The sequence below is a fragment of the Pseudanabaena sp. FACHB-2040 genome (assembly GCF_014696715.1).
In the GTDB taxonomy this organism is placed as follows: Bacteria; Cyanobacteriota; Cyanobacteriia; order Phormidesmidales; family Phormidesmidaceae; genus JACVSF01.
Genome location: NZ_JACJQO010000002.1, coordinates 1 through 21,560, shown reverse-complemented (window position 1 = coordinate 21,560; position 21,560 = coordinate 1). Strand labels below are relative to the sequence as shown.

Here is a 21,560-nt window from a genome sequence, read left to right as displayed (position 1 = left end):
TCACGTAGAGTCCCGTGGAACAACGGGTTTAACATTCTGGTGGGTCTTTCACAATGGGCATATCACTCATTGGGGCGGGGGCCACCCACCAGCGCATGAAGACCAAAGCACCCTACGATGCCAAAATGCTAGAGCTGCTGCTAACCTACCGCCAAACCCCCTCTACTAAGATCTGGGATCAGCTGGTAAGGCTCAATAGCGGGCTAGTTCGCAAGGTAGTCTGTCGCCTTTGCCAAGACTACAGCAATGCTTGGCAAGCGCTTGAGGAAGCCGGTTTCCAGGGACTCACGACGGCTCTCGAAGCCTTTGACCCAAAGCAAAAAACTGAGTTTAGCGTTTTTGCCATTCCCTATATCCAGGCTGCTGTGGTTGCCGGACTTAGTCAGCACTCACTAGATCCCAAGCGCTGCGCTAGCCTGGGCAAGTGGGGAATTCAGCGCTCAGCTTCACTGACTTAACCATTACCTTAGAAGGGGTGGTTTTGGTTAGATGCGATCGCACTCCTGACCGAAACCGCTGCCTCAAAAACGACTTTGCAAGATCTCAGCATAGGGTTTAAGATCTCCATTCAAATCTTGCCCGCTCCAAAATCTAGAACGACCCAAACTCCCATATTGGTAACCCTAAAACGCTAACTATGAAGCGTAGACTCTTTAATCAGATTGGCCTTTGTTCAATTGCAGCTGGTGTTGTCGGTGGCAGTGCTTTAACTGGGCGCATCAGTGCGGCCAAAGCCAACAGCCTTGCCTCCGCTCCAGATCAACCTCCACTAGACATCACGGTTTATCGCGACCCTACCTGCGGCTGCTGTCACCAGTGGATTGAGTACCTCGAAACCCAGGGCTTGCAAGTCACTGACCAGCTTCACGAAGACATGGCGACCCTCAAGCAGCAGTACGGGATTCCCGCTGATCTGACCTCCTGCCATACTGCTAAAGTGGAAGGGTATGTGATTGAGGGCCATGTCCCGGCAGACGATATTCGGCGGCTAGTTGCCGAACGACCAGAAGTAGTGGGGATTGCCGTACCCGGAATGCCCGTAGGATCCCCTGGAATGGAATCTGGCAACCGTCGTGATGCCTTTTCGGTCGTTTCCTTTAATCAGGCTGGGCAAACTGCTATCTTCAATCACTACACTTAAATCCCTTTAATCACATCGGTTTCACCACAGTCTTAAGCCCCGACAGCCTAAATTTTCTAGCTTCGCTCCTAGCTTTGCCAAGAAACAGGGCCTTTGGCGTTATGAGGTCCTGATTTGAAAACTCCGAGCAGACTAAAGTTTGGCGCAAAAACTCTAAACGAATGTGAAAAATAATAAAATAGTATAACGATGTTCAGTGTGACAGAGGTTCGATGGCGCTGGTTGCGTGGCTAGCGTCTTTAAACCTGTGAGTAACGCTTGAAGGTGGTCACCAACGGTTTGTCGAAATTCATCCAAAAGAGCAGATATGAAAGACCTCACTCGCTATCGCAATATTGGCATCTTCGCTCACGTAGACGCGGGCAAGACCACCACAACTGAGAGAATCCTGAAGCTAACCGGCAAGATCCACAAGATCGGTGAGGTTCACGAAGGTGCAGCCACAACCGACTTTATGGAGCAGGAGCAAGAGCGGGGTATTACAATTCAGTCCGCTGCTACTTCCTGTTTCTGGAACGACCACCAGCTGAACATCATCGATACCCCTGGTCACGTTGACTTCACGATTGAGGTCTACCGCTCCCTGAAGGTGCTCGATGGCGGCATCGGCGTGTTCTGCGGCTCAGGTGGTGTAGAGCCCCAATCTGAAACTAACTGGCGCTATGCCAACGACTCTAAAGTTGCCCGCGTTATCTATATCAACAAGCTAGACCGTACCGGGGCCGACTTCTATCGCGTGGTCAAGCAGGTTGAAACCGTACTAGCAGCTAAGCCGCTAGTGATGGTGCTGCCGATTGGGGTGGAAGAGCAGTTTTCTGGTGTTGTTGACCTACTGACCCGTAAGGCTTGGGTGTGGGACAACTCTGGCGACCCCATGAACTACGAGATCAAAGACGTGCCCGCCGACATGGTGGACGATGTCGAGTCTTACCGCGAGGCGCTGATTGAACTGGCGGTCGAGCAAGACGACACCATGATGGAGAAGTACCTGGAAGGGGAAGAGCTGACCATTGACGAGATCAAGGCCTGCATCCGCAAGGGCACCATTGATCTGGCCTTTTTCCCGACCTACTGCGGCTCCTCGTTTAAGAACAAGGGCGTGCAGCTTGTTCTCGATGCGGTTGTGGACTATCTGCCCAACCCCACCGAAGTCAAGCCTCAGCCTGAGGTAGACCTAGAGGGCCATGAGACCGGCACCTTTGCCTACGTTGATCCTGAAAAGCCTCTGCGGGCTTTGGCGTTCAAAATTATGGACGACCGCTTTGGGGCGCTCACCTTCACTCGCCTGTACTCTGGCAAGCTGTCTAAGGGTGACACCATCCTCAATACCGCTACTGGCAAGACTGAGCGGGTCAGCCGTCTGGTAGAGATGCACGCCAACTCTCGTGAAGAGATTGACTCGGCGCAGGCAGGCGACATCATCGCCATTGTCGGTATGAAGAACGTCCAGACGGGGCACACCCTCTGCGATCCCAAAAATCCGGCGACTCTAGAGCCGATGGTCTTCCCCGATCCGGTGATCTCCATTGCAGTCAAGCCCAAGACCAAGGGCGGAGACGAGAAGATGGGTATGGCCCTGAGCAAAATGGTTCAGGAAGATCCTTCCTTCCACGTCGAAACTGATGAGGAGAGCGGCGAAACCATCCTTAAGGGAATGGGTGAACTGCACCTGGATATTAAGGTGGACATCCTCAAGCGTACCCACGGGGTTGAGGTAGAAGTCGGCAAGCCTCAGGTGGCCTACCGCGAGTCGGTTACCAAGCGCCTCGAAGACAGCTACACCCACAAGAAGCAGTCGGGTGGTTCGGGCCAGTACGGCAAGATCGACTACATCATCGAGCCAGGCGAACCCGGCAGCGGCTTCCAGTTTGAAACGAAGGTGACGGGCGGTACCGTACCTCGTGAATTCTGGCCTGCTGTGCAGAAGGGCTTTGAGGCCAGCATCGACAAGGGTGTACTGGCTGGCTTCCCCTGTGTGGATCTGAAGATCACGCTGACGGATGGCGGTTACCACCCGGTTGACTCGTCTGCGATCGCATTCGAAATCGCGGCCAGAGCTGCCTACCGGCAAACGCTGCCCAAGGCGGGTCCGCAGCTGCTAGAGCCGATCATGAATGTGGACGTGTTCACGCCTGATGACTACATGGGAGATGTCATTGGCGACCTTAACCGTCGCCGGGGCATGATCAAGTCCCAGGAAACCGGCCCAATGGGCGCTCGCATCAAGGCAGATGTGCCTCTAAGTGAGATGTTTGGCTACATTGGCGATCTGCGAACCATGACCTCGGGTCGGGGCCAGTTCTCGATGTCCTTCTCTCATTACGCTCCCTGCCCCTCCAATGTGGCAGAAGAGGTGATCAAGGAGGCCAAGGAGCGCCAGGCGGCTGCGTAGCGTCGGGTAGGCCACTCACTGCAATTGCCGCAGATTTGTGCTGCGGCAATTGCGTTAGTCCGATTGATGCCCTAATCTTTGGTCTTCTGAGCAAAGCTACAAATAAGCTCTGCGGGAGTACCCTCACGGTTCCTGACCGGTCATACTGCGGTCAGGAACTTGTTTTTTAGGGCTACTGTACAGCCTTATTCATCCTCTAGCCATTGTCATGGAGTCGAATCAGCGCACAGAAATCATCCTCAACCAACCCAACGCTAGCTTGGGACACGTGTCTCTAGACTGGAGCCCTCAGCCGGGGGCTTACCTGGAGGTTGAAGGGCAGACCTATCTGGTGCTGGAACGGCGGCACCGCTATCATCTCAAGTCGGGCCGCTATGAGCTGCACCAAACAACGCTTTACGTTCAAAGGTCTGACGTGCCCGAAGAGAAAAGTTTACTAGACGGGCAGTGGGTGATTGGCGATATTACCTGCCTCTACAATGCTCGATCAGAGCTGCTGCGCTGTGCTGTGAATCCTCAGGGGCCTTGCGATCGCTGCTCTCACCATCGGCCTCTAAATAACTCTGATTAACCAAAGACCTCTGGGTTCTTCAAGAATCCAGGGGTCTTTAAACGCTGCCTCTAAACGATCCCCTCCGCCCAAATCACTGCCTGCTCAAGCTGCGCCTGTGAGGGCTGCCACCGATAGCGCCCCAGGTCAACTTTGCCCTCTGGGTTAAACTCAAGACCCTCGTCTTCTAACAGGGCCTGCTGCACGTAGTCTGACCCGTTGCGCAGGGGCGAGCGAGAAACCTCCCCCTTGGCGTTGATCACCCGATGCCAGGGAATGTCACCCATCTCCATATCAACCCGGTACAGGGCATAACCCACCAGCCGAGGCTTGCCAATTAACCCCGCTAGCTCTGCGACCTGCCCGTAGGTGGCGACTTGACCGTGGGGAATCTGGCGGACAACGGCGTAAATGCGCTCATAGATCAGCGACATGGCCCCTCAACGGACTAGGGCAGGCAGCGCAGCAACACCAGGGAATGGGCAGCGACCGGCACCCCCTGATCGGGCTGGTAAACTCTGCCGGGTTCAAAAAAGCCGGTAGTGTCTTTGGTATCTAAAATTTGCTGCCAGGCAGACTGAGCCAGCAGCGGAGAGATAATGAATTTTTCTAGCTCTGCCTGAGCGTTAAACAGCAGCAGGAAACTGTCGTCAACTACTCGCTCACCGCGAGGGTTTGGATCAGGGATCTCTTTGCCGTTGAGAAAAACTGCGATCGCTTTAGCTTCATCGTCGTGCCACTGCTGATCACTGATCTTGCTGCCGTCGGGGTTAAACCAGCCGATATCGCTCACCCCCGAACCGTGGATCTCGCGGCCCTGAAACCAGTGCCGACGGCAAAACACCGGATGCTGCTGCCGGAAGTGGATTAGTCTGCGGGTAAACTCCAGCAGCTCTGGCTGCCCCCCCTCCCAGTGAAACCACGACAGATCATTGTCCTGACAGTAAGTATTGTTGTTGCCTTTCTGAGTACGGCCCCTCTCATCGCCACCTAGCAGCATCGGCACGCCCTGGGAAAGCATTAGCGTAGTCAGAAAGTTGCGCTGCTGCTGCGATCGCAACCTGAGGATGTCAGGGTCGTCAGTTTCTCCTTCTGCGCCACAGTTCCAAGAGCGGTTGTGGCTGTCGCCATCCTGGTTATTCTCGCCGTTAGCCAGATTGTGCTTCTCGTTGTAGCTGACTAGATCGCGCAGAGTAAACCCATCGTGGCAAGTGACAAAGTTGACGCTAGCGTGGGGCCGCTTACCGTTGGCTTGGTAAAGGTCGGAGCTGCCGGTTAGGCGGTAGGCAAACTCGCCCAGAGAGCAGTTGTGGTCACGCCAAAAATCTCGGATGGAATCACGGTACTTGCCGTTCCACTCAGACCACAGCAGCGGAAAGTTGCCCACCTGATAGCCGCCCTCACCCAAGTCCCACGGCTCAGCAATGAGCTTGGTAGTTGAGAGTATCGGGTCTTGGTGGATGATGTCAAAAAAAGCTGCCAGGGTATCGACTTCGTATAGCTCGCGCGCTAATGCAGCAGCTAGATCAAAGCGGAACCCGTCTACATGCATTTCCTGGACCCAGTAGCGCAGGCTGTCCATGATCAGCTTGAGTACTTGGGGATGGCCGACGTTGAGCGAGTTGCCGCAGCCGGTAAAGTCCATGTAGTACCGGGGCGTCTCCTCCACCTGGCGGTAATAGGCCGTATTATCAATACCCCGGAACGATAGGGTAGGCCCCAGGTGGTTGCCCTCACCCGTATGGTTGTAGACCACATCTAAAATCACCTCCATACCCGCAGCATGGAGCGCCTTAACCATCTGCTTAAACTCCTGCACTTGCCCTCCCTGCTCCCCAGCAGCACTGTAGCCGGAGTAGGGAGCAAAATAAGCCAGGGAGTCATAACCCCAGTAATTCCGTAGCCCTGCTCCCGCTAGGTGCCCTGGAAATGCATTGAAGTGGTGCACCGGCAAAAGCTCAACCGCTGTAACGCCGAGCGACTTTAGATACTCAATCGCCGCCGGATGGCCTAGCCCAGCGTAGGTGCCCCGCAGCGCTTCTGGCACGCCGGGATGGCGCTGGGTAAAGCCTTTGACATGAGTTTCGTAAATGACGGTTTTGTGCCAGGGCGTATCGAGGGGCGCATCGCCTTCCCAGTCGAAGGCTGGGTCTACCACGACGCACTTCGGGATGGAGTCAGCATCGTCTTCGGCTGAGAATAGCAAGTCGGCATCAATGCTGGCTGGAGCATCGAGGGGGTAGCTAAAAATCGCCTTGTCGTGTCGGATGTCGCCTGCGATCGCATAGGCATAGGGGTCAATCATCAGCTTGTGGGGGTTAAACCGCTGACCCTCCTCAGGGGCAAAGGGGCCATGAACCCGGTAGCCGTACTGCTGACCGGGCTTAACCTGCGGCAGGTAGCCATGCCACACATAATTCTCCACCTCTGCTTCTGGCAGCGGGATGCGGGTCTCTCGCCCTGCTTCATCAAACAGACAAAGGTCCACCGCCGTGGCATTTTCAGAGAACAGCGCGAAGTTTGTACCGCTGCCGTCCCAGGTCGCTCCTAGGGGATAGGGTTTACCGGGCCAGACGGTTAGTTCCATCGGGAGTCTCCTCATCTATAAACGGCAGGGGCGTTCTTAATATTATGTAACGATGATTGAAGATTAACAGACTGACGTCGCTGTGAGCGACCCCCAAGTGACGCCGGATCCCCTTGTGACACTGTTTCCCGTCTATATGAGCGAACGGTGACACACGGCTATGAGGAGAATCTGGGTAAGGAGCCATGTCCAAGGTCGAGCTTGAAACTTATGCGACTACGGAATCTTTTTACAGCTTTTACGGTTGTAGGCAAAAGCTTTGTCAGAACTTGATACAGATCGCTCTTGAACAACCGAGAATATAAGCAGTTAAAAGCAGCAAGAAAGCCGATTCACCTGAACCCACCCTCTTGATAGCAAGCCACAAACAATTTAGTTTAATCAACAGTATCTCTAGGGCAAAATCCTAAGCAGAGAAAAATGTGATTTGGGTCACTATTAGAGCCCAGATCTATCACTAAAAAACGCTGGGGGCGTCACCAGGAAACACTTGCTTCACTTCCTAAGATAGTGACAGGCGAGACTTCCTGTTAAACGATGACGAAACCCTGCGATAAGCCTTTAAAGCAAAACCCGTTTGTCACCTACCGCGACCCTGAAACTGGGAGGTGGTGCGTGGTAAAGTCTCCGATCTAAGACCTCCGCAAACCGATTCGTCTGACACGCTTCCGTCAGAGGTCGTTGCAGGTTCCCTAGAAGGAACAGCGGTGGGCATTCCAGTGTGACAGCCTATGCCAATGGCTGCCACAATGACGGTAGTCTATGGATCTTTTGGATTTTCCAAGGCTGCTCCTTTAGGTGCCCCCAAGATATGCGATCGCTCTATCCCCCCATCAGCCCTTACCGCACTGGTTTTCTTCCCGTCTCCCGCCTCCACACCCTCTACTTCGAAGAATCTGGTAACCCCCAAGGCCAGCCGGTGGTGTTTCTCCACGGGGGGCCTGGGGGCGGCACTATTCCCCTCTATCGGCAGTTTTTTGACCCGCAGAGATGGCGGATTGTGCTATTTGATCAGCGGGGCTGCGGCCTTAGTCGCCCTCACGCTGAACTGGAAGAAAACACTACCTGGGACCTGGTGGAGGATATTGAAAAGCTGCGATCGCACCTCAATATCGAGCGCTGGACTGTTTTTGGCGGCAGCTGGGGCAGCACGCTGGCGCTGGCCTATAGCCAGACCTACCCCGATCGCTGTCAGGGGCTCATTCTGCGCGGCATCTTCACCCTGCGGCAAAAGGAAATTCAGTGGTTTTACCAAGAAGGGGCCAGCTACCTCTTTCCCGACGCCTGGGAACGCTACCTAGAGCCCATTCCCTCCGAGGAACGGCACGACCTGGTCAAAGCCTACTATCAGCGCCTTACCAGTCCTGATCGGGCAACCCGCCTTCAGGCTGCCCGCGCCTGGTCTGTCTGGGAGGCCAGCACCAGCAAACTTATTCCAGACACCGATCTAATCGAGCGCTTTGGCAGTGATGATTTTGCGGTGGCTTTTGCTCGAATCGAGTGCCACTACTTTATTCACCAAGGCTTTTTCGAGCCCGACTACCAGCTTCTCAAAAATGTAGAGCCGATTCGCCATATTCCTGGCGTTATCGTTCAGGGTCGCTACGATGTTGTCTGCCCCGCGATCACCGCTTGGGAGCTGCACCGTGCCTGGCCTGAAGCCGAGTTTATCCTGGTTCCCGATGCTGGTCACTCTGCCACTGAGCCTGGGATTGTTCATGAGCTAGTTGAGGCGACGGATCGGTTTGTGGGTCGGTTTAGGTGAAGAATGAAAGGCACTGTAGGTTGGCGTCAAGCGTAGCGCGACCCAACAAGGCAGAGGACAGAAGGTAAGGGGTGCTTTCGCAATTTTTAGAAGCGCAAGTAGTGTATCAAATGTGCCATCCAATCGGGCGGCACATGTAGCCGCTGCTGAAACTCGGCAGCGTTTTGAAAGGGGCCTCGCCAGTTGCGATCGTAGATAATGGCTCGGGCCGTCTGCGGATCTATTCGGGGAACCTGACAAAGATCGTCTACCGTGGCTTGATTCACCCTCACTGGCACCAGACCAGCTGCTTCGGCTGGGTCGTAGTAGCGAAAATCTAGCACCGGCAAAAGCGGTGTGAGCGCTGCTGGAGGCATCCCTAGTGCAGCGGCTACATCCTCTAAGCAGTGAAATGCAACTCCCGCGTGACTCAGGCTTACTAGCGATCGCGCCTGGTGAATCGACAGTCCTGGCAGCCGCAGCCAGTCGTCCACCGTGGCTCGGTTCACGTCTAGACAAAACCCTAGCTCGGCTGCCAGCTTCACCTCTTGGTAAGACTGCAGGCGGCAATAGGGGTCTGACTGCAGCCGCTGGCGCAGCGGATTAAGTTGCCCCCTGAGCTTGATGAAGGGGCTCTTGGGCTGGTCTAGCGACATTTATCTAACCTACTCTCTAGGCCACTTCTAACCTACCGCTAACCCACCTGATCTAGCAGGACGCGCCGCTTTTGCTCAAACTCATGCTCTGAGATCAGCCCTTCCTGGCGCAGCTGATCGAGTTCCCGCAGGGCGGTTGCGATCGCACTGACCTGTTCGGCCTTATCTGGTATTGCGATCGTCTCAGTACCGCCGAAGCGAGCTTTAAAGCCCGCTTCATTTTGGCTCAGGTACCAAAATCCCTCAATCGCACAGGCAATTCTGGGAATCTGGGTCCAACCCAGTAGAAGATAAGCAATACCCCAAAGGGGCTGCCCCATATAAAACTTATGCAGCCCAGATAGCGGCAGAGCTCCTGGCATCAACGCCCCGAGCAAGGCTAGAGAAGCTGCCACACGCCGATTTCGCAACCGACTTTCCATATCTATTTCAGCAACAACGCCTTAATCGGTCAGTATAAACCCCATGAACCAGAACAACACGGGAACCGGTGGAGCATAATTTTATTTAGGAAGTTCCTTAGGAAGTTCCTGCTGCTTTCCCAATTTTTAAGAAGACAGGATTATGGTGCTCAGACAGGAGATTTGCTAGAGTCTCCGTATAAACCCTGATGTCACTAATGTTTTTATACGCCTTTCTTGACCTCTGCCGAGCCTATGACTGAAACCGTCTTACCCCGACGCCCCTAAGTTAGTTCCCAAGTACCCTCATCTTTCCCTCTGGATGGCCCATCCCTCCTTTTCCCAAGACTGGCTCCGCTTTTCTGATCCCTACGCTGTTCTGGGGGTTTCCCTTGCGGCAGATGATCGCCGTATTCTCAAGCGCTACCGGCAAGTTGCTAAACTGCTGCACCCCGATGTTCAGGCTAGCCAAGAGACTGGGATCAATGAATTTGCCGGTCAAGTACTGGCTCGGTTGGTCAACCCTGCCTACCAGCGGCTCAAAAGCGACAAAGGCCGCAACGAGGTTTTGGCAACCCTCCGATTCAAGGTACGACGATTGGCCCGAGAGGACGCTTTAAAGGCTACCTGTGAGGCTGCCCAAAAGCTGCTGCAGCTTCCCGAACCTGAGATCGAAATCTACTACGAGCAGGCCCTATTAGACCTCAGCACCAACCAGTACGACAGTTCTGAAACATTTGAAACCCTTACCCGGCAGATCAGTGAGCTTAATCTCGTCTATCTGCGCCGCAAGATGGGTGAGCCGGTCATTCGGGAAAAACGGAGCGGACTGGTTGCTGCCTCTAGCGTAAATACCACGGCTGTTGCGCCTACTGCCCCAACCAACGACGGTGCGAGCCCTAACTACGCGGAACGCCATTCCAAGCGAGCCCAGGAGTACCTGAAAAACCGCAATTTCTCAGCGGCCATCCAAGAGCTTAAAGATGCAGTCAAAATCGATCCCCAAAACAGTTCGTATCACTGTCTTTTGGGACAAGCCTATCTGCTCAGCCAGCTTTCCGGCATGGCCAAAGTCCACTTCAAGCAGGCGCTCAAGCTCAATCCCAAGAATGAAGTTGCTCTAAAATACGCGCGTCAACTGCAGATTGACGACTCTCAGTTCAGCAGACCGGCCTCTGCTGCTCAGCCCCCCAAAAATGAGAAGCGGTGGAGACTGTTTGGCGGTCTTTTTTCCAAACGGTAACCCAAATTAAAAGTAGGGTTTTCTCTCCTTGGCCAAAGGCTCTGAAATCAATACGCTAGTAGATACAGAGCGACTAATTGAGTTAAAAACCTAAAAGAGAAATGGGATTTTTTGATTCTGAGCTAGTTCAAAGAGAAGCTATGCAGCTGTTTCAGGACTACCAGTCGCTGACGCAGCTAGGAAGCGGCTATGGCAAATTTGACCGAGAGGGAAAAAAGCTGTTTATTGAGCAGATGGAATCGGTTATGGACCGTTATCGCATCTTCATGAAGCGATTTGAACTGTCTGAAGATTTTTCGGCTCAAATGACTGTAGAACAGCTCAAAACTCAACTCGGCCAGTTTGGTATGACTCCGGACAAAATGTTTGAGCAAATGAATCAAACCCTAGAGCGCATGAAAGCCGAAATCGACTCCTAGGGTTTGATAAATCGCTAGGGTTTGATGACCTTTAGGGCCTGACGAAATCTGAGGGAGGGCGGAACCCTTCTACGGGCTCGTCGGCCAAGGCTTGCTGCATGAAATCACGCCACACGGGAGCTACGTAGCCACCGCCTGTAGCCCCTACTCCTAACGGGCTATAGTTATCATTGCCGACCCAAATTGCCGTTGCTAACTGCGGCACGTACCCAACAAACCAGATATCTCGCTGAGCATCGGTGGTACCAGTTTTACCAGCAGCAGGCCGGCCGATCTGAGCGGCCGTCCCAGTGCCTCGGGTAACGACACCCTGGAGAACATCATTGAGTGCTGCTGCTGCCCACGGATCGAGCACTAGCTGAGGTCGAGGGGTGTTGTCTAGAATGACGTTGCCGCTGCTGTCGGTGACTTGCACGATGAAGGTGGGTGGCGAGTGCCAACCATTGCTAGCAAACGTTGCATAGGCCCCAGCCATCTCCATAGGCGTTAGATCGACCGCGCCCAGCGGTAGAGAAATGACGGGCTCCATAGGGCTCTTGATGCCCAAAGTGCGGCAGAGTTCGATAATCTGATTGATACCAACGGCCTGCCCCAGCCGAATAGCCGGAACGTTGCGGGAGACTTCTAGGGCACGACGAATGGGGATATTCCCCATGAAGGTGCTGTCGTAGTTCTTGGGGCTGTAGTATTCGTAGCCATCGGGGTAGCTGACGGGGGTATCGGCAATGAGGCTGTCGGGCGTGTAACGGCCTGAGGCAAACCCGGCATAGTAGACAAAGGGCTTGAAGGCTGACCCCGGCTGCCGATGGGCTTGAATAGCGCGGTTGAACTGGCTGGTGGTGTGATCTACACCGCCGACCATAGCTTTGACAAAGTGGGTGCGCGGATCAACCGCCACTAGCGCCATTTGATCGGCATAGAGGCCCCGCTGGCGCAAAGCCGCATGGTTGCGACTGACCGTTTCTTCAGCGATACGCTGTAGGTTTAGGTCAACTGTCGTCTGCACCCGCATGCCGCCCTTGAGCACCGACTCATTGCCAAATTTCTCTTTTAGCTCCTGCACAGCTGCCTCAGTGACGTAGGGCGCGATGCTGGAGCGGAAGGACTTAATTTCACCAATCATCAAGGGCTGATTGCGGGCTGCGGTTTCTTCTTCAGCCGTAATCCAGCCCAGCTGCCGCATGCGGCTGAGTACAGTGGCCTGCCGCTGCTTTGTAAACTCGTAGTTAACAAAGGGGCTGTAGTTTTCGGGGGCCTGAATCAGACCGGCCATCACCGCTGATTCGGCTAGATTGAGATCTTTGGCGGATTTATTGAAGTAGGTTTGGGCTGCCGTTTCTACTCCGTAGTTGTTGTGGCCCCAATACACCTGGTTTAGATACATTTCCAGGATTTCGTCTTTGGCAAAAATTTGCTCTAGACGTAGGGCCAGTACTGCCTCAGCCACCTTACGGCTAATGGCTCGCTCTGGGGTTAGAAACAGGTTTTTTACCAGCTGCATGGTGACGGTGGAACCCCCTTCGACGGTGGAGCCAGCCTGGAAGTTGGCGAGCACGGCCCGCCCGACGCTGCTGGGGTTGATGCCGTTATGGGAGTAGAAGTAGCTATCTTCGATGCCCAGCACTGCTCGCTTTAGGTGGGGAGAGATTTCGTTGAGGTCCACCACCTCGCGGTTGGCCTCGTCGTGCAGGCTGTAGAGCAGGGTGCCTTTGATGTCGTAGATGTAGCTGGTTTCGCTAGGGACGTAGTTACGCAGCACCCGCACATCTGGCAAGTTGCGAAAGCTGATGGCCAGTCCGACCAGTCCCCCAGCCACCACAGAACTGGCAATCATGGTGGTGCCCAGCAGGGTTGCAGCTGTAATCTGGCCGACATCCTGAATATATTTTAGAAGTTTAGGGGAGCGCCGGATGGGCTGAGGCTGCGATCGCGTTCGCCGAATGGTTGTTGACACGGTGTCTATCTAACTGCGGGTACTAAAGGGATTTGGGCCTAGGGTCTGTCGCAAGTTTTGCAATTATACGCCATCGACAAAAAAGCAACCCCTAGTCGTGAAAGTCCCGGAACAGACTTAATTTCAGTGGCCAAATTATAAATTTCACCGCTTTAGTTAGGGCTCCGGAAAGCAGGGGTCCAATACATTTTGTGGCTATGGTAGGGCCAATCTAGCCCATATGGCTATAGCTATGTGACACTGATCTGCCAGCCTGCACTTTTTGAGGCTACCCGTTTAGCAGAGTGCGATCGCACTTAGCCCACTCCCGCCGCTCTCACTGGTGGACTAGCAGCCTCCTTGACTCTCCACTGCTCTGGAGGGTTTAGCATGCCAGTGTGGCATCGGGATGGAATTATGGAAAGCACAATCTTTAAACTGCGAGGCATGAGCTGCGCCTCCTGTGCTAGGAGCGTCGAAGAGGCCATTCGTGCGGTTCCGGGCGTCAGCGAGTGCAGCGTTAACTTTGGTGCAGAGCAAGCATTAGTTGAGTACGACGCTAAAAAAACAAACGCAGAAGACATTCAAAACGCGGTTGAAGAAGCGGGGTATTCGGCCTTTTTCCTCCAAGACCAAGAGATGGTGACGGGGGAAACAGATGCTGAACAATCGGCGCGCTCAGCTGAGTTAAACAAGCTCAAGCGACGGCTGATTTTGGGCGCTGTGGTCACCAGCATTTTAGTGATTGGCGGGCTGCCGATGATGACCGGGCTGCCTTTGCCCTGGATTCCGGGGTGGCTGCATAATCCTTGGCTGCAGCTGGTGCTGACAATTCCGATTCAGTTTTGGAGCGGTGAATCGTTTTATACCGGAGCCTGGAAAGCCTTCAAGCGCCGCAGCGCGACGATGGATACGCTGGTTGCGTTGGGAACCAGTGCCGCCTTTTTTTATTCCCTACTGCCTACTTTTCTTCCAGATTTTTTTCTAGCTCAGGGGTTAGAGCCTGCCGTCTATTACGAAATTTCTGCGGTGGTGATCACCTTAATTTTGCTGGGGCGACTGCTGGAGAACCGGGCCAAGGGGCAGACCTCTGACGCCATTCGTAAGCTGATTGGGCTACAGGCTCGCACGGCTCGCATTATTCGATCGGGTCAGGAGTTGGAGGTGCCGATTGAATCGGTTCAGCTCAATGACATTGTGGTTGTTCGTCCGGGTGAAAAAATCCCGGTGGATGGCAGCATTGTCGAAGGGGGATCGACCATTGATGAATCGATGGTGACTGGAGAAAGTGTGCCGGTCAAAAAACGCCCCGGTGATGAAGTGATCGGAGCCACGATTAATAAAACTGGCAGCTTTAAATTTCGAGCAACCCGCGTGGGTAAAGATACCTTTTTGGCCCAGATCGTCAAGCTGGTGCAGCAGGCTCAAGGGTCTAAAGCCCCAATTCAAAAGCTAGCTGACCGAGTGACTGGTTGGTTTGTGCCGGCAGTGATTGGCATTGCGATCGCAACCTTCGTGATCTGGTACAACATCATGGGCAACGTGACGATGGCCCTAGTAACGACGGTCGGGGTGCTGATTATTGCCTGTCCCTGTGCCTTGGGTCTAGCGACCCCGACCTCCATCATGGTTGGAACGGGCAAAGGTGCAGAAAACGGCATCTTAATCAAAGGCGCAGACAGCCTAGAACTGGCTCACAAGATCCAAACAATTGTGCTGGATAAGACCGGCACAATTACCCAGGGCAAGCCAGTTGTCACCGACTATGTAACCGTCAACGGCACCGCCAGCGAACTGAAGTGGCTACAGCTGGCAGGTTCAGTTGAACGCAACTCTGAGCATCCCCTGGCGGAAGCCGTGGTGCAATATGCCCAGTCTCAGGAAGTGAGCCTGATCGAGGCCCAAGACTTTGAAGCGATCGCAGGTAGCGGTGTGCAGGGCGATGTGTCGGGCCACCGCGTGCAGATTGGCACTCAGCGCTGGATGGGAGAACTGGGGATAAACACAAGCGCTCTACAGCAACCGTGGAACCGATTAGAAGACCTAGGCCGAACCGTTATTTGGATTGCCGTAGACGGTCAGATAGAAGCCATCATGGGCATTGCCGATGCGGTTAAGCCTTCTTCACTGCAGGCAATTCGCACGCTGCAGCGGATGCATTTAGAAGTGGTGATGCTGACCGGCGACAACCGCCGCACAGCAGAAGTAATTGCCCGCGAAGTGGGCATTGGCCGGGTGATTGCCGAAGTGCGGCCCGACCAAAAAGCTGCCCAGATCGAGCACCTGCAGGCTGAGGGCCGGGTGGTGGCTATGGTAGGCGATGGCATTAACGATGCTCCGGCGCTGGCCCAAGCTGATGTGGGCATGGCTATTGGCACCGGCACCGATGTTGCCATTGCCGCCAGCGACATTACTTTGATCTCTGGTGACTTGCAGGGCATTGTTACAGCCATTCAGCTCTCTCGCGCCACCATGCAAAATATTCGGCAAAACCTGTTTTTTGCTTTTATTTACAACGTTGCTGGCATTCCGATTGCAGCCGGGATTCTCTATCCCATCTTTGGCTGGCTGCTCAGTCCGATTATTGCTGGAGCGGCGATGGCCTTTAGCTCGGTTTCTGTGGTGACCAATGCGCTGAGGCTGCGAAACTTTCGGCCTCGGCTGCAGGGGTAATGGCTGCGTAGCTCATTGCTCTTGAAGTCGGTCTTGCCCCATAACTAGGAGATACTCTTACGAAACGCAAACTTTTTATCGTCAGTACCCTTGCCAGTTTAGGTCTGCTCCTAGGACTGGCAAGCGGCACCCCAGCCCAAATGCCCCATCACGAAACGCAGCCTACTCCGGTTGAAGTAGGTGGCTTTCGCCGAATTGAGCAACCACTCTGGGCAAAAACCGCTGTGACAGTCGGAGGATTGGGGCTAATTGGGCTGGAGGTTTGGTGGTTTTTGCTGAGTCGGCCCAAGTCTCGCAAGGCGACTCCTGAGGATGACTCCTGATTTTCTATCGAGGCCAGGAAAGGCCGTTAGTGCAAAGTCTGGGAGTGCCCACCTCACGACTCCCATAGATGAAAAGGCAAATCATTATTTGAATCTTCTGCAAACTGCGATTTAGCCCAGGCAGATGAGATGTAAGCCGCTGACAGGATTTCTCGAGTCCTCAAGTTAACCGGCTAGCGATGTCTTCCGTGATATCTCGGGTGTTTTCCGGGGAACGCTAACGGCGTCTGTCTTTGTAAGTAGTGATTCAAAAGCCTATCTTCATGAAACTATTGCCAATTGCGTTGGGCTCAGCTCTGTTAGCCGGAATCGCCAGTACACCGCCTGCTGCGGCCTACGACTCCTTGTGTTATATGGTCGATGCTCAGGGTGGTGTGGTTGACCTGAGGACGATCTGCGGAACTCAAACGCCTTCAGCACCCCAAACGTCGCAGCCCGGCACCCCCTCAAATGAGGCTGCTCCCTCAAATAGCACCCTTCCATCTACTGGGACTGGAAGCGGTGAGAGCGGCATAACCATAGCCTCAGGCTTTGCAGATGGGTATTGTGATGCGCGGCGTGGAGGAAGATCCCACAATGACGCCATCCAAGAGGCCAGTATTGCTGCCTATAATGCTGCTCCAACAATTGCTCCGGGCAATCCAGCCGCCGCCTTGGATCAGCTCAGCCCTAATAACGGGCTGCAGTCTATTCAGGAGATGTGCCCTAACCTTTACACGCCCTAGCCCTAAGTTAGCCCCAATCGGGTAAGGCTAAGATTTGCGGCTTTAAAGGCCTTTTGCCTCCAAAACGTTGAAGGGTAAAGGGGGTGCGATCGCAATTCTACCGTGTTCCCTGAAAAGCAAAACTCTACTGAGTTTTATACATCAGCAAAAAATTCAGTTTGAATTTGCAGAAGATGACCAGCGTGTGACGCTCTAATAAAAATCAAAACCTTGTGGTCGTGTTTGGTCGGTTAGGCCGTACTCTGAGAAATTGCACTAAATAAAAGGATATTGGTGGCTAAACCTGCAATATCCTCATACACGTTTGCTCAGAAAGGATAAAATGCAAATTTTCTTCATTGATGACCCAGAAGGTCTTGTTAATTTAGTTCGAGTTCTCTCTGACGGTACTCGTGAGAACCGGGTAGAGATTATCAAGTCTCTCCCGTGCTTAGCCATTCAATTACCCTCAGTCAAATGGCTACAGCTTGATACCGACAGCCCAGTTAGTCTCGACTGGATTCGAGGAGCCTTCCCAGTAACTATTGAGGTAGTTGCAGAGGCAGAGGCGGAGGCAGAGGCAGAGTAGCCCAGTCTTGCCATTGCCACGAAGCGTTGTGGCAATGGTGTCAGAAAGCTCAGATTAGGGGCTCGGCAAGCTAACTCTGACTTACAGCTATTTTCGCTTATATTCACTACTCATCCACTCATACATGGATAACTCCGCCTCAGACGAGCAAGCCAAGGAAGATTACATTCAAGGAATGCTTGATGAGCACCGTAGGCTCAAAACCGAAAGCAACCTCCTGTCTAGCAAGGAGAGGCTCATCACCCAAAAGATTCAGAACTCCATGCCTGATCTGACGCCTAAAGAGGCCCAAGAGCAGGCGCGGCGGCTGCTTTGGATAATGTGTATCAATGACTGGGATGAGATTGCTCTTTAGCAGATTCGGATGGTCGGTTGATGTACACACTTAAAATCCCCCCTGCCAGCCTATCTAGGACAGCAGGGGGGATTAAAGCATCAGTGGAAGTGTTTAGCTCCCTACCTTCTCTTTAAACAGTTTTCCGGCGCTGAAGACAGGGACGGTGCTAGCTGGGATCTTCATCGCTTCGCCTGTTTTGGGGTTGCGGCCTTCGCGCTCTGCCCGAGCCCGAGGCTCAAACGTGCCGAAGCCCACCAGAGTTACCTTTTGCCCTTCGGCAACGGCTTCCACAACGGATTCGGTAAAGGCCGAGATTAGGGCATCAGCCTCCTTTTTAGTAACGTTGGCTTTCTCAGCAACTTTGTCGATCAATTCTGCTTTGTTCATGGTGACGAAAAAATGAGGGTTTCAGCCGTTTTAACACGAGAGAATCAGGGTTTCAAGAGCTTTGAAACAAATCAGTAGCGAAATTAGGTCGGTAATTTGAAAATGGATCCGAAATTGCGGGATTAGGCGAGCGCTACAGTGAAAATTAATGGGTCAATTTTAGTTCAGCTTGGGCGCTGCTAGAGACATAATCCTTTCTATCGCTAGAGCCGCATGGCTCACTAGGCGGAGGTGCCCCAGGGTTGGCTCTCACTAGAATGCAGTATCAGCGCTCTGTTATTTTTATGCCTCGCAAACCTTGGACAGAGGAGCAATGGCTATTTTTGGCTATTCCTATCTCAGCGGTTTCGATAGCAGCTTCTGTTGCGCCGAGAACGGTGCTAGCCGCCCTTGGGCCGATTGAACGAGCCATGTTGCTACTCGTCTTAGCCGTTATGGCCGGAACGAGCATCATCTGGGCGATGACGGATGAGCTGCCGGGGGAATGACTGTCTCAGATTCTGTGTTGGGCGCAGGGATCTGCGCCCCTAGTAGAGATTGTTATGGCCTGATTTGAGGAGGTTGGGATTAGGGCGTGCGGTAGCGCTGTAGATAGCGGAGTTTGTCGTTGGGATCGGGCCGGATTAGCAGACCATTTTCGGGGATGTCGATTACTCTGCTCCACTCGATGCGCTCGGCATAGCCTAGGATATGCAGGCTATCAATCGCACTTTGGGTATCGGCCTCTGAGCCTACTAGGTACAGGCGCAACCGTCTGCGCCTCGGCTGGGCTGTAGGGGTTACAGGCACAGGGGGCTGTGCCGCCTCCACAAAGGAAGACGGCAGGAAGTATTGAATTTGCAGCATTTGAAGGGGATTCCTTAACGCAAGTGGTAAGAAATCCCCGAAAAGCGGGTCGCCCCAGACATAAGAGCGAGCGGCAAGGCAGCCTAAAATAAGGCAGCCCGTGCAACAGCTGTAATCTGTTGTCGGGTTAGCTGTCGGTAGGTGTTGGAAGCGCCTGCCGATAGCGTTGACCAGGTTTTCGGGGAAAGACAAGCTGCATCCGGGCTAGTGACCAAACGCAGCTATGAGAGACGATATTAGTTCATCTGATCCTTGAAGGCAAGTAAGAATTAATACACTTCAAAAAATGAGTAGAGGTGCGATCGTATCCACCCGATTCTTAAACTGAGGCCGCAGATTGCTAATGTAATACAGGAAATCTTCAATCCTACTCTATCTATGCGGCGAGCGATGTCTACCCTGCTTAGCCATGTTGCGGTCGCGTTGCCTGGTAGCCATAATGGTACGCATACTATCTCAAGACTGTGATATGTGAGCATGGACACAACTGTTGTTGTAGTTGCAGGGATTATTGCACTCGTTGCGCTTATTGTTGTTTTTGTTTTCCGTGATCGCCTTTTGGAGCTTTCCGTCAATGGACGTGAAGGATCGATTCAAGCGAGGATGGAAGCCAAAGGGAAGGCAATAGAAGACATTCAGGATGAAAAACCTGTAAATGTTGTCTTTAAGGGAAATAAGTTGCGGGGTGAAGGCGAGTACCGAATGCAGCGTACTGATTTTTCAGAGAATGACATAGACGGCAAACAAAAACTGGAATTGGGTTACGATGAGCCGTCAAATAACGCCCTAGATGAGGAAGATCAGTAAAGCCGTTCCATGCCAAAACTGCGTAATTTAGCAAATAGAACGAAAGAACTCAATATCTTCTTGAAGATGGCAGAGGGTAATTACGACTGCCGCATCATGCTTATTGAGGGTGAATCAGGAATGGGAAAAACATCTCTGCTCAACCGATTTAGACAGGAGTGTCCTTCCGAAGTCAAATATGTACCCTTTGATTGTAAGGGCGTAAACAGCATAGCCGCTTTTCTGTCAGAAGTTGTAACTGACTTAGGGCATGATAAATTCCCAGCTTTTGGAAATAAGGTCAGATTGTTTGTGCAAGGAGGCGTTGACTTTTCTGAGAATGATATTGCCGCAGAAAAGAGTATTTCAATAGCAATTAACTCAGGAGTTGATCCTCAAACTCAAGAATACCGACTTGAGGAATTGGAAAAAGCGTTTTTTTATGACTTGGCAAAACTTGAGCATCGAACTGTAATTACACTTGATACATATCAATCAGCCAGCGAGCTGCTGCGGAATTGGATTGAAAGCAAGTGGTTACGAGCTGTCGGGAGATTAAGAAATGTAGTAACAGTAATTGCCGGACAACTTGTCCCTGCTTCAAATCACTCAGTTTGGGGTGATGATTGTGAACACTTTGTACTGAAACCCATCTCTGAAATAGAAGCGTGGTGCAAGTTCTGTTCAGAGCTGTTAGAGGAGGCAGTGTTATCAGAGGATGCAATTAAAGCAATTGCTCTAGGATGCAAAGGCCATCCAGCAAACATTCATCAAATGTTGTCAATTGCAGCGGAACAGTGGTAAGCATAGAAGATCTACTAAAGCGGGTACAGCAAGCTGAGACAGAAGTAGATCGGCAGTGGATCTTGCTGGAACTCCAAATGGGTCAGATGTCTGATGACTTAGTTTCTATGCTTTGGGCAGCGGCAATCCCACATTTTTTCGATAGCCGGATTCTGGCTGCGTTACGGCCAGAACTGGCAGATCAAGCAGAAAAACTTAATGCTGCGCTGAAAACGCTGACATTTGTAGAAGATTTTCCAGAACACGGGTATAACATTCATGAATTAACTCGAACAGTTTTGCTACGTCAGCTTTGGGGACAGAATCAAGAAGAGTTTTTAATCCTATCTGAACGAGCAGCTAATTATTTCTTTAATTTGAAGACATCGCCCGAAGAAGATGTTGAGTTCTTTTACCACGAGGTACTTAATGAAGAAGGACATCAAACGGGACGTCTCCTAGATAGAGCAATTGATTGGTGGACATACTATCAAATAGACCGCTTTCAAGCTGCAATTCAGAGCCTTTTAGAGCATAAGAAGGCTGAGAGGCTAGATACGTTTGGGCGTGCTTTTTTACTTCATTTAAACGGGTTAATTCAGTATAAGCACGCGAATTATAAAGAAGCTGAAATCTTCTTTGAAGACGCTCAAGCAAATTATAAAAGCATAAGACTAAAAAATTCGCGTTACATCACTACATTATTACGCGATCTTAGCAGTAGCAAAAGGAAACAGGGCCTCTACAAAAATGCAATAAATATCTGTGAAAGCTCCCTCTCGATCTGTGAGGAGCAACTAGGAGCAAACCACCCTGATACTGCTACCAGTCTGAATAACTTGGCAGGCCTTTATCAAGGTACAGGACGATATAGAGAGGCAGAACCTCTTTATGTCCGTGCTTTGCAAATTGTAGAAGAGCAACTAGGAGAAAATCATCCTGATACTGCTACCAGTCTGAACAACTTGGCAAGCCTCTACAAAAATACAGGACGATATGGAGAGGCAGAACCTCTTTATGTCCGTGCTTTGCAAATTGTAGAAGAGCAACTAGGAGAAAATCATCC

The 21,560-nt window shown here is 52.4% G+C and carries 23 protein-coding genes; 16 read left to right on the top strand and 7 right to left on the bottom strand.

All coding sequences use genetic code 11. The features are described from left to right. Window positions 1-53 precede the first annotated feature (53 nt). The 4 genes from H6G13_RS01860 to H6G13_RS01845 all read left to right on the top strand — a co-directional run bounded on the left by H6G13_RS01860 (window position 54) and on the right by H6G13_RS01845 (window position 4,104). Complete coding sequence (locus H6G13_RS01860; RefSeq protein WP_190481475.1) at window positions 54-458, top strand: hypothetical protein; 405 nt, start codon at window positions 54-56, stop codon at window positions 456-458. A 179-nt stretch (window positions 459-637) separates the two neighbouring features. Next, a complete protein-coding gene (locus tag H6G13_RS01855; RefSeq protein WP_190481474.1) occupies window positions 638-1,141 on the top strand; it encodes a DUF411 domain-containing protein in 504 nt (167 codons plus the stop codon). Between the two features lie 307 nt (window positions 1,142-1,448). After that, entirely contained in the window at window positions 1,449-3,533 is a 2,085-nt protein-coding gene (gene fusA / locus H6G13_RS01850) for an elongation factor G (protein ID WP_190481473.1), read from the top strand. 208 nt (window positions 3,534-3,741) lie between these two features. Continuing rightward, entirely contained in the window at window positions 3,742-4,104 is a 363-nt protein-coding gene (locus H6G13_RS01845; protein WP_190481472.1) for a DUF6464 family protein, read from the top strand. A 50-nt stretch (window positions 4,105-4,154) separates the two neighbouring features. Here the strand turns inward: H6G13_RS01845 and H6G13_RS01840 are convergent, their stop codons facing one another. Together H6G13_RS01840 and glgX are read right to left on the bottom strand one after the other, a co-directional pair. Next, a complete protein-coding gene (locus H6G13_RS01840; protein ID WP_190481471.1) occupies window positions 4,155-4,517 on the bottom strand; it encodes an MGMT family protein in 363 nt (120 codons plus the stop codon). A 14-nt stretch (window positions 4,518-4,531) separates the two neighbouring features. Then, entirely contained in the window at window positions 4,532-6,670 is a 2,139-nt protein-coding gene (gene glgX, locus H6G13_RS01835; RefSeq protein WP_190481470.1) for a glycogen debranching protein GlgX, read from the bottom strand. Window positions 6,671-7,481: 811 nt separating this feature from the next. On the opposite strand from glgX, the gene pip reads away from it, so the two are divergent. Next, window positions 7,482-8,435, top strand: coding sequence for a prolyl aminopeptidase (gene pip, locus H6G13_RS01830; RefSeq protein WP_190481672.1), 954 nt, complete (start codon window positions 7,482-7,484; stop codon window positions 8,433-8,435). A gap of 86 nt (window positions 8,436-8,521) precedes the next feature. Here the strand turns inward: pip and H6G13_RS01825 are convergent, their stop codons facing one another. After that, window positions 8,522-9,070, bottom strand: a complete 549-nt coding sequence (locus H6G13_RS01825) for a ComEA family DNA-binding protein (protein WP_190481469.1) — start codon at window positions 9,068-9,070, stop codon at window positions 8,522-8,524. Window positions 9,071-9,108: 38 nt separating this feature from the next. Continuing rightward, window positions 9,109-9,492: an SHOCT domain-containing protein gene (locus tag H6G13_RS01820; RefSeq protein WP_190481468.1), complete on the bottom strand. Its 384-nt coding sequence runs from the start codon at window positions 9,490-9,492 to the stop codon at window positions 9,109-9,111. A gap of 301 nt (window positions 9,493-9,793) precedes the next feature. Between H6G13_RS01820 and H6G13_RS01815 the strand changes: the two genes are divergently transcribed. Then, window positions 9,794-10,714 (top strand): J domain-containing protein, encoded by a 921-nt coding sequence (locus tag H6G13_RS01815; protein WP_190481467.1) that lies wholly within the window; start codon window positions 9,794-9,796, stop codon window positions 10,712-10,714. A gap of 101 nt (window positions 10,715-10,815) precedes the next feature. Then, window positions 10,816-11,133 carry a DUF1825 family protein gene (locus H6G13_RS01810; RefSeq protein WP_190481466.1) on the top strand — a complete coding sequence of 106 codons (318 nt, stop codon included), beginning with the start codon at window positions 10,816-10,818 and terminating at the stop codon, window positions 11,131-11,133. A 31-nt stretch (window positions 11,134-11,164) separates the two neighbouring features. Here the strand turns inward: H6G13_RS01810 and H6G13_RS01805 are convergent, their stop codons facing one another. Further along, complete coding sequence (locus H6G13_RS01805; protein WP_347277426.1) at window positions 11,165-13,045, bottom strand: penicillin-binding protein 1A; 1,881 nt, start codon at window positions 13,043-13,045, stop codon at window positions 11,165-11,167. Between the two features lie 438 nt (window positions 13,046-13,483). Between H6G13_RS01805 and H6G13_RS01800 the strand changes: the two genes are divergently transcribed. From H6G13_RS01800 to H6G13_RS01780, 5 genes are all read left to right on the top strand, one after another. After that, window positions 13,484-15,739 (top strand): heavy metal translocating P-type ATPase, encoded by a 2,256-nt coding sequence (locus H6G13_RS01800; RefSeq protein WP_190481670.1) that lies wholly within the window; start codon window positions 13,484-13,486, stop codon window positions 15,737-15,739. A gap of 140 nt (window positions 15,740-15,879) precedes the next feature. Continuing rightward, window positions 15,880-16,062, top strand: coding sequence for a hypothetical protein (locus H6G13_RS01795; protein ID WP_242028071.1), 183 nt, complete (start codon window positions 15,880-15,882; stop codon window positions 16,060-16,062). A 263-nt stretch (window positions 16,063-16,325) separates the two neighbouring features. Next, entirely contained in the window at window positions 16,326-16,787 is a 462-nt protein-coding gene (locus H6G13_RS01790; protein ID WP_190481465.1) for a hypothetical protein, read from the top strand. A 322-nt stretch (window positions 16,788-17,109) separates the two neighbouring features. Next, window positions 17,110-17,355 carry a hypothetical protein gene (locus H6G13_RS01785; protein WP_190481464.1) on the top strand — a complete coding sequence of 82 codons (246 nt, stop codon included), beginning with the start codon at window positions 17,110-17,112 and terminating at the stop codon, window positions 17,353-17,355. A 124-nt stretch (window positions 17,356-17,479) separates the two neighbouring features. Next, entirely contained in the window at window positions 17,480-17,710 is a 231-nt protein-coding gene (locus H6G13_RS01780) for a hypothetical protein (protein WP_190481463.1), read from the top strand. A 93-nt stretch (window positions 17,711-17,803) separates the two neighbouring features. Here H6G13_RS01780 and H6G13_RS01775 read toward each other — a convergent pair whose 3' ends face one another. Further along, window positions 17,804-18,079: an HU family DNA-binding protein gene (locus H6G13_RS01775; RefSeq protein WP_190481462.1), complete on the bottom strand. Its 276-nt coding sequence runs from the start codon at window positions 18,077-18,079 to the stop codon at window positions 17,804-17,806. A gap of 284 nt (window positions 18,080-18,363) precedes the next feature. Here H6G13_RS01775 and H6G13_RS01770 point away from each other — a divergent pair, with 284 nt between their 5' ends. Next, a complete protein-coding gene (locus H6G13_RS01770; RefSeq protein ID WP_190481461.1) occupies window positions 18,364-18,567 on the top strand; it encodes a hypothetical protein in 204 nt (67 codons plus the stop codon). A 79-nt stretch (window positions 18,568-18,646) separates the two neighbouring features. On the opposite strand, the gene H6G13_RS01765 is transcribed toward H6G13_RS01770, so the two are convergent. Further along, window positions 18,647-18,925 (bottom strand): hypothetical protein, encoded by a 279-nt coding sequence (locus H6G13_RS01765; RefSeq protein WP_190481460.1) that lies wholly within the window; start codon window positions 18,923-18,925, stop codon window positions 18,647-18,649. A 477-nt stretch (window positions 18,926-19,402) separates the two neighbouring features. Between H6G13_RS01765 and H6G13_RS01760 the strand changes: the two genes are divergently transcribed. The 3 genes from H6G13_RS01760 to H6G13_RS01750 form a co-directional block, all read left to right on the top strand. Beyond that, window positions 19,403-19,732, top strand: coding sequence for a hypothetical protein (locus H6G13_RS01760; RefSeq protein WP_190481459.1), 330 nt, complete (start codon window positions 19,403-19,405; stop codon window positions 19,730-19,732). Window positions 19,733-19,741: 9 nt separating this feature from the next. After that, window positions 19,742-20,515, top strand: coding sequence for an AAA family ATPase (locus H6G13_RS01755; protein WP_190481458.1), 774 nt, complete (start codon window positions 19,742-19,744; stop codon window positions 20,513-20,515). 77 nt (window positions 20,516-20,592) lie between these two features. Next, window positions 20,593-21,560, top strand: a 968-nt coding sequence (locus H6G13_RS01750) for a tetratricopeptide repeat protein (protein WP_242028070.1), incomplete at its 3' end; no start/stop codon positions are given.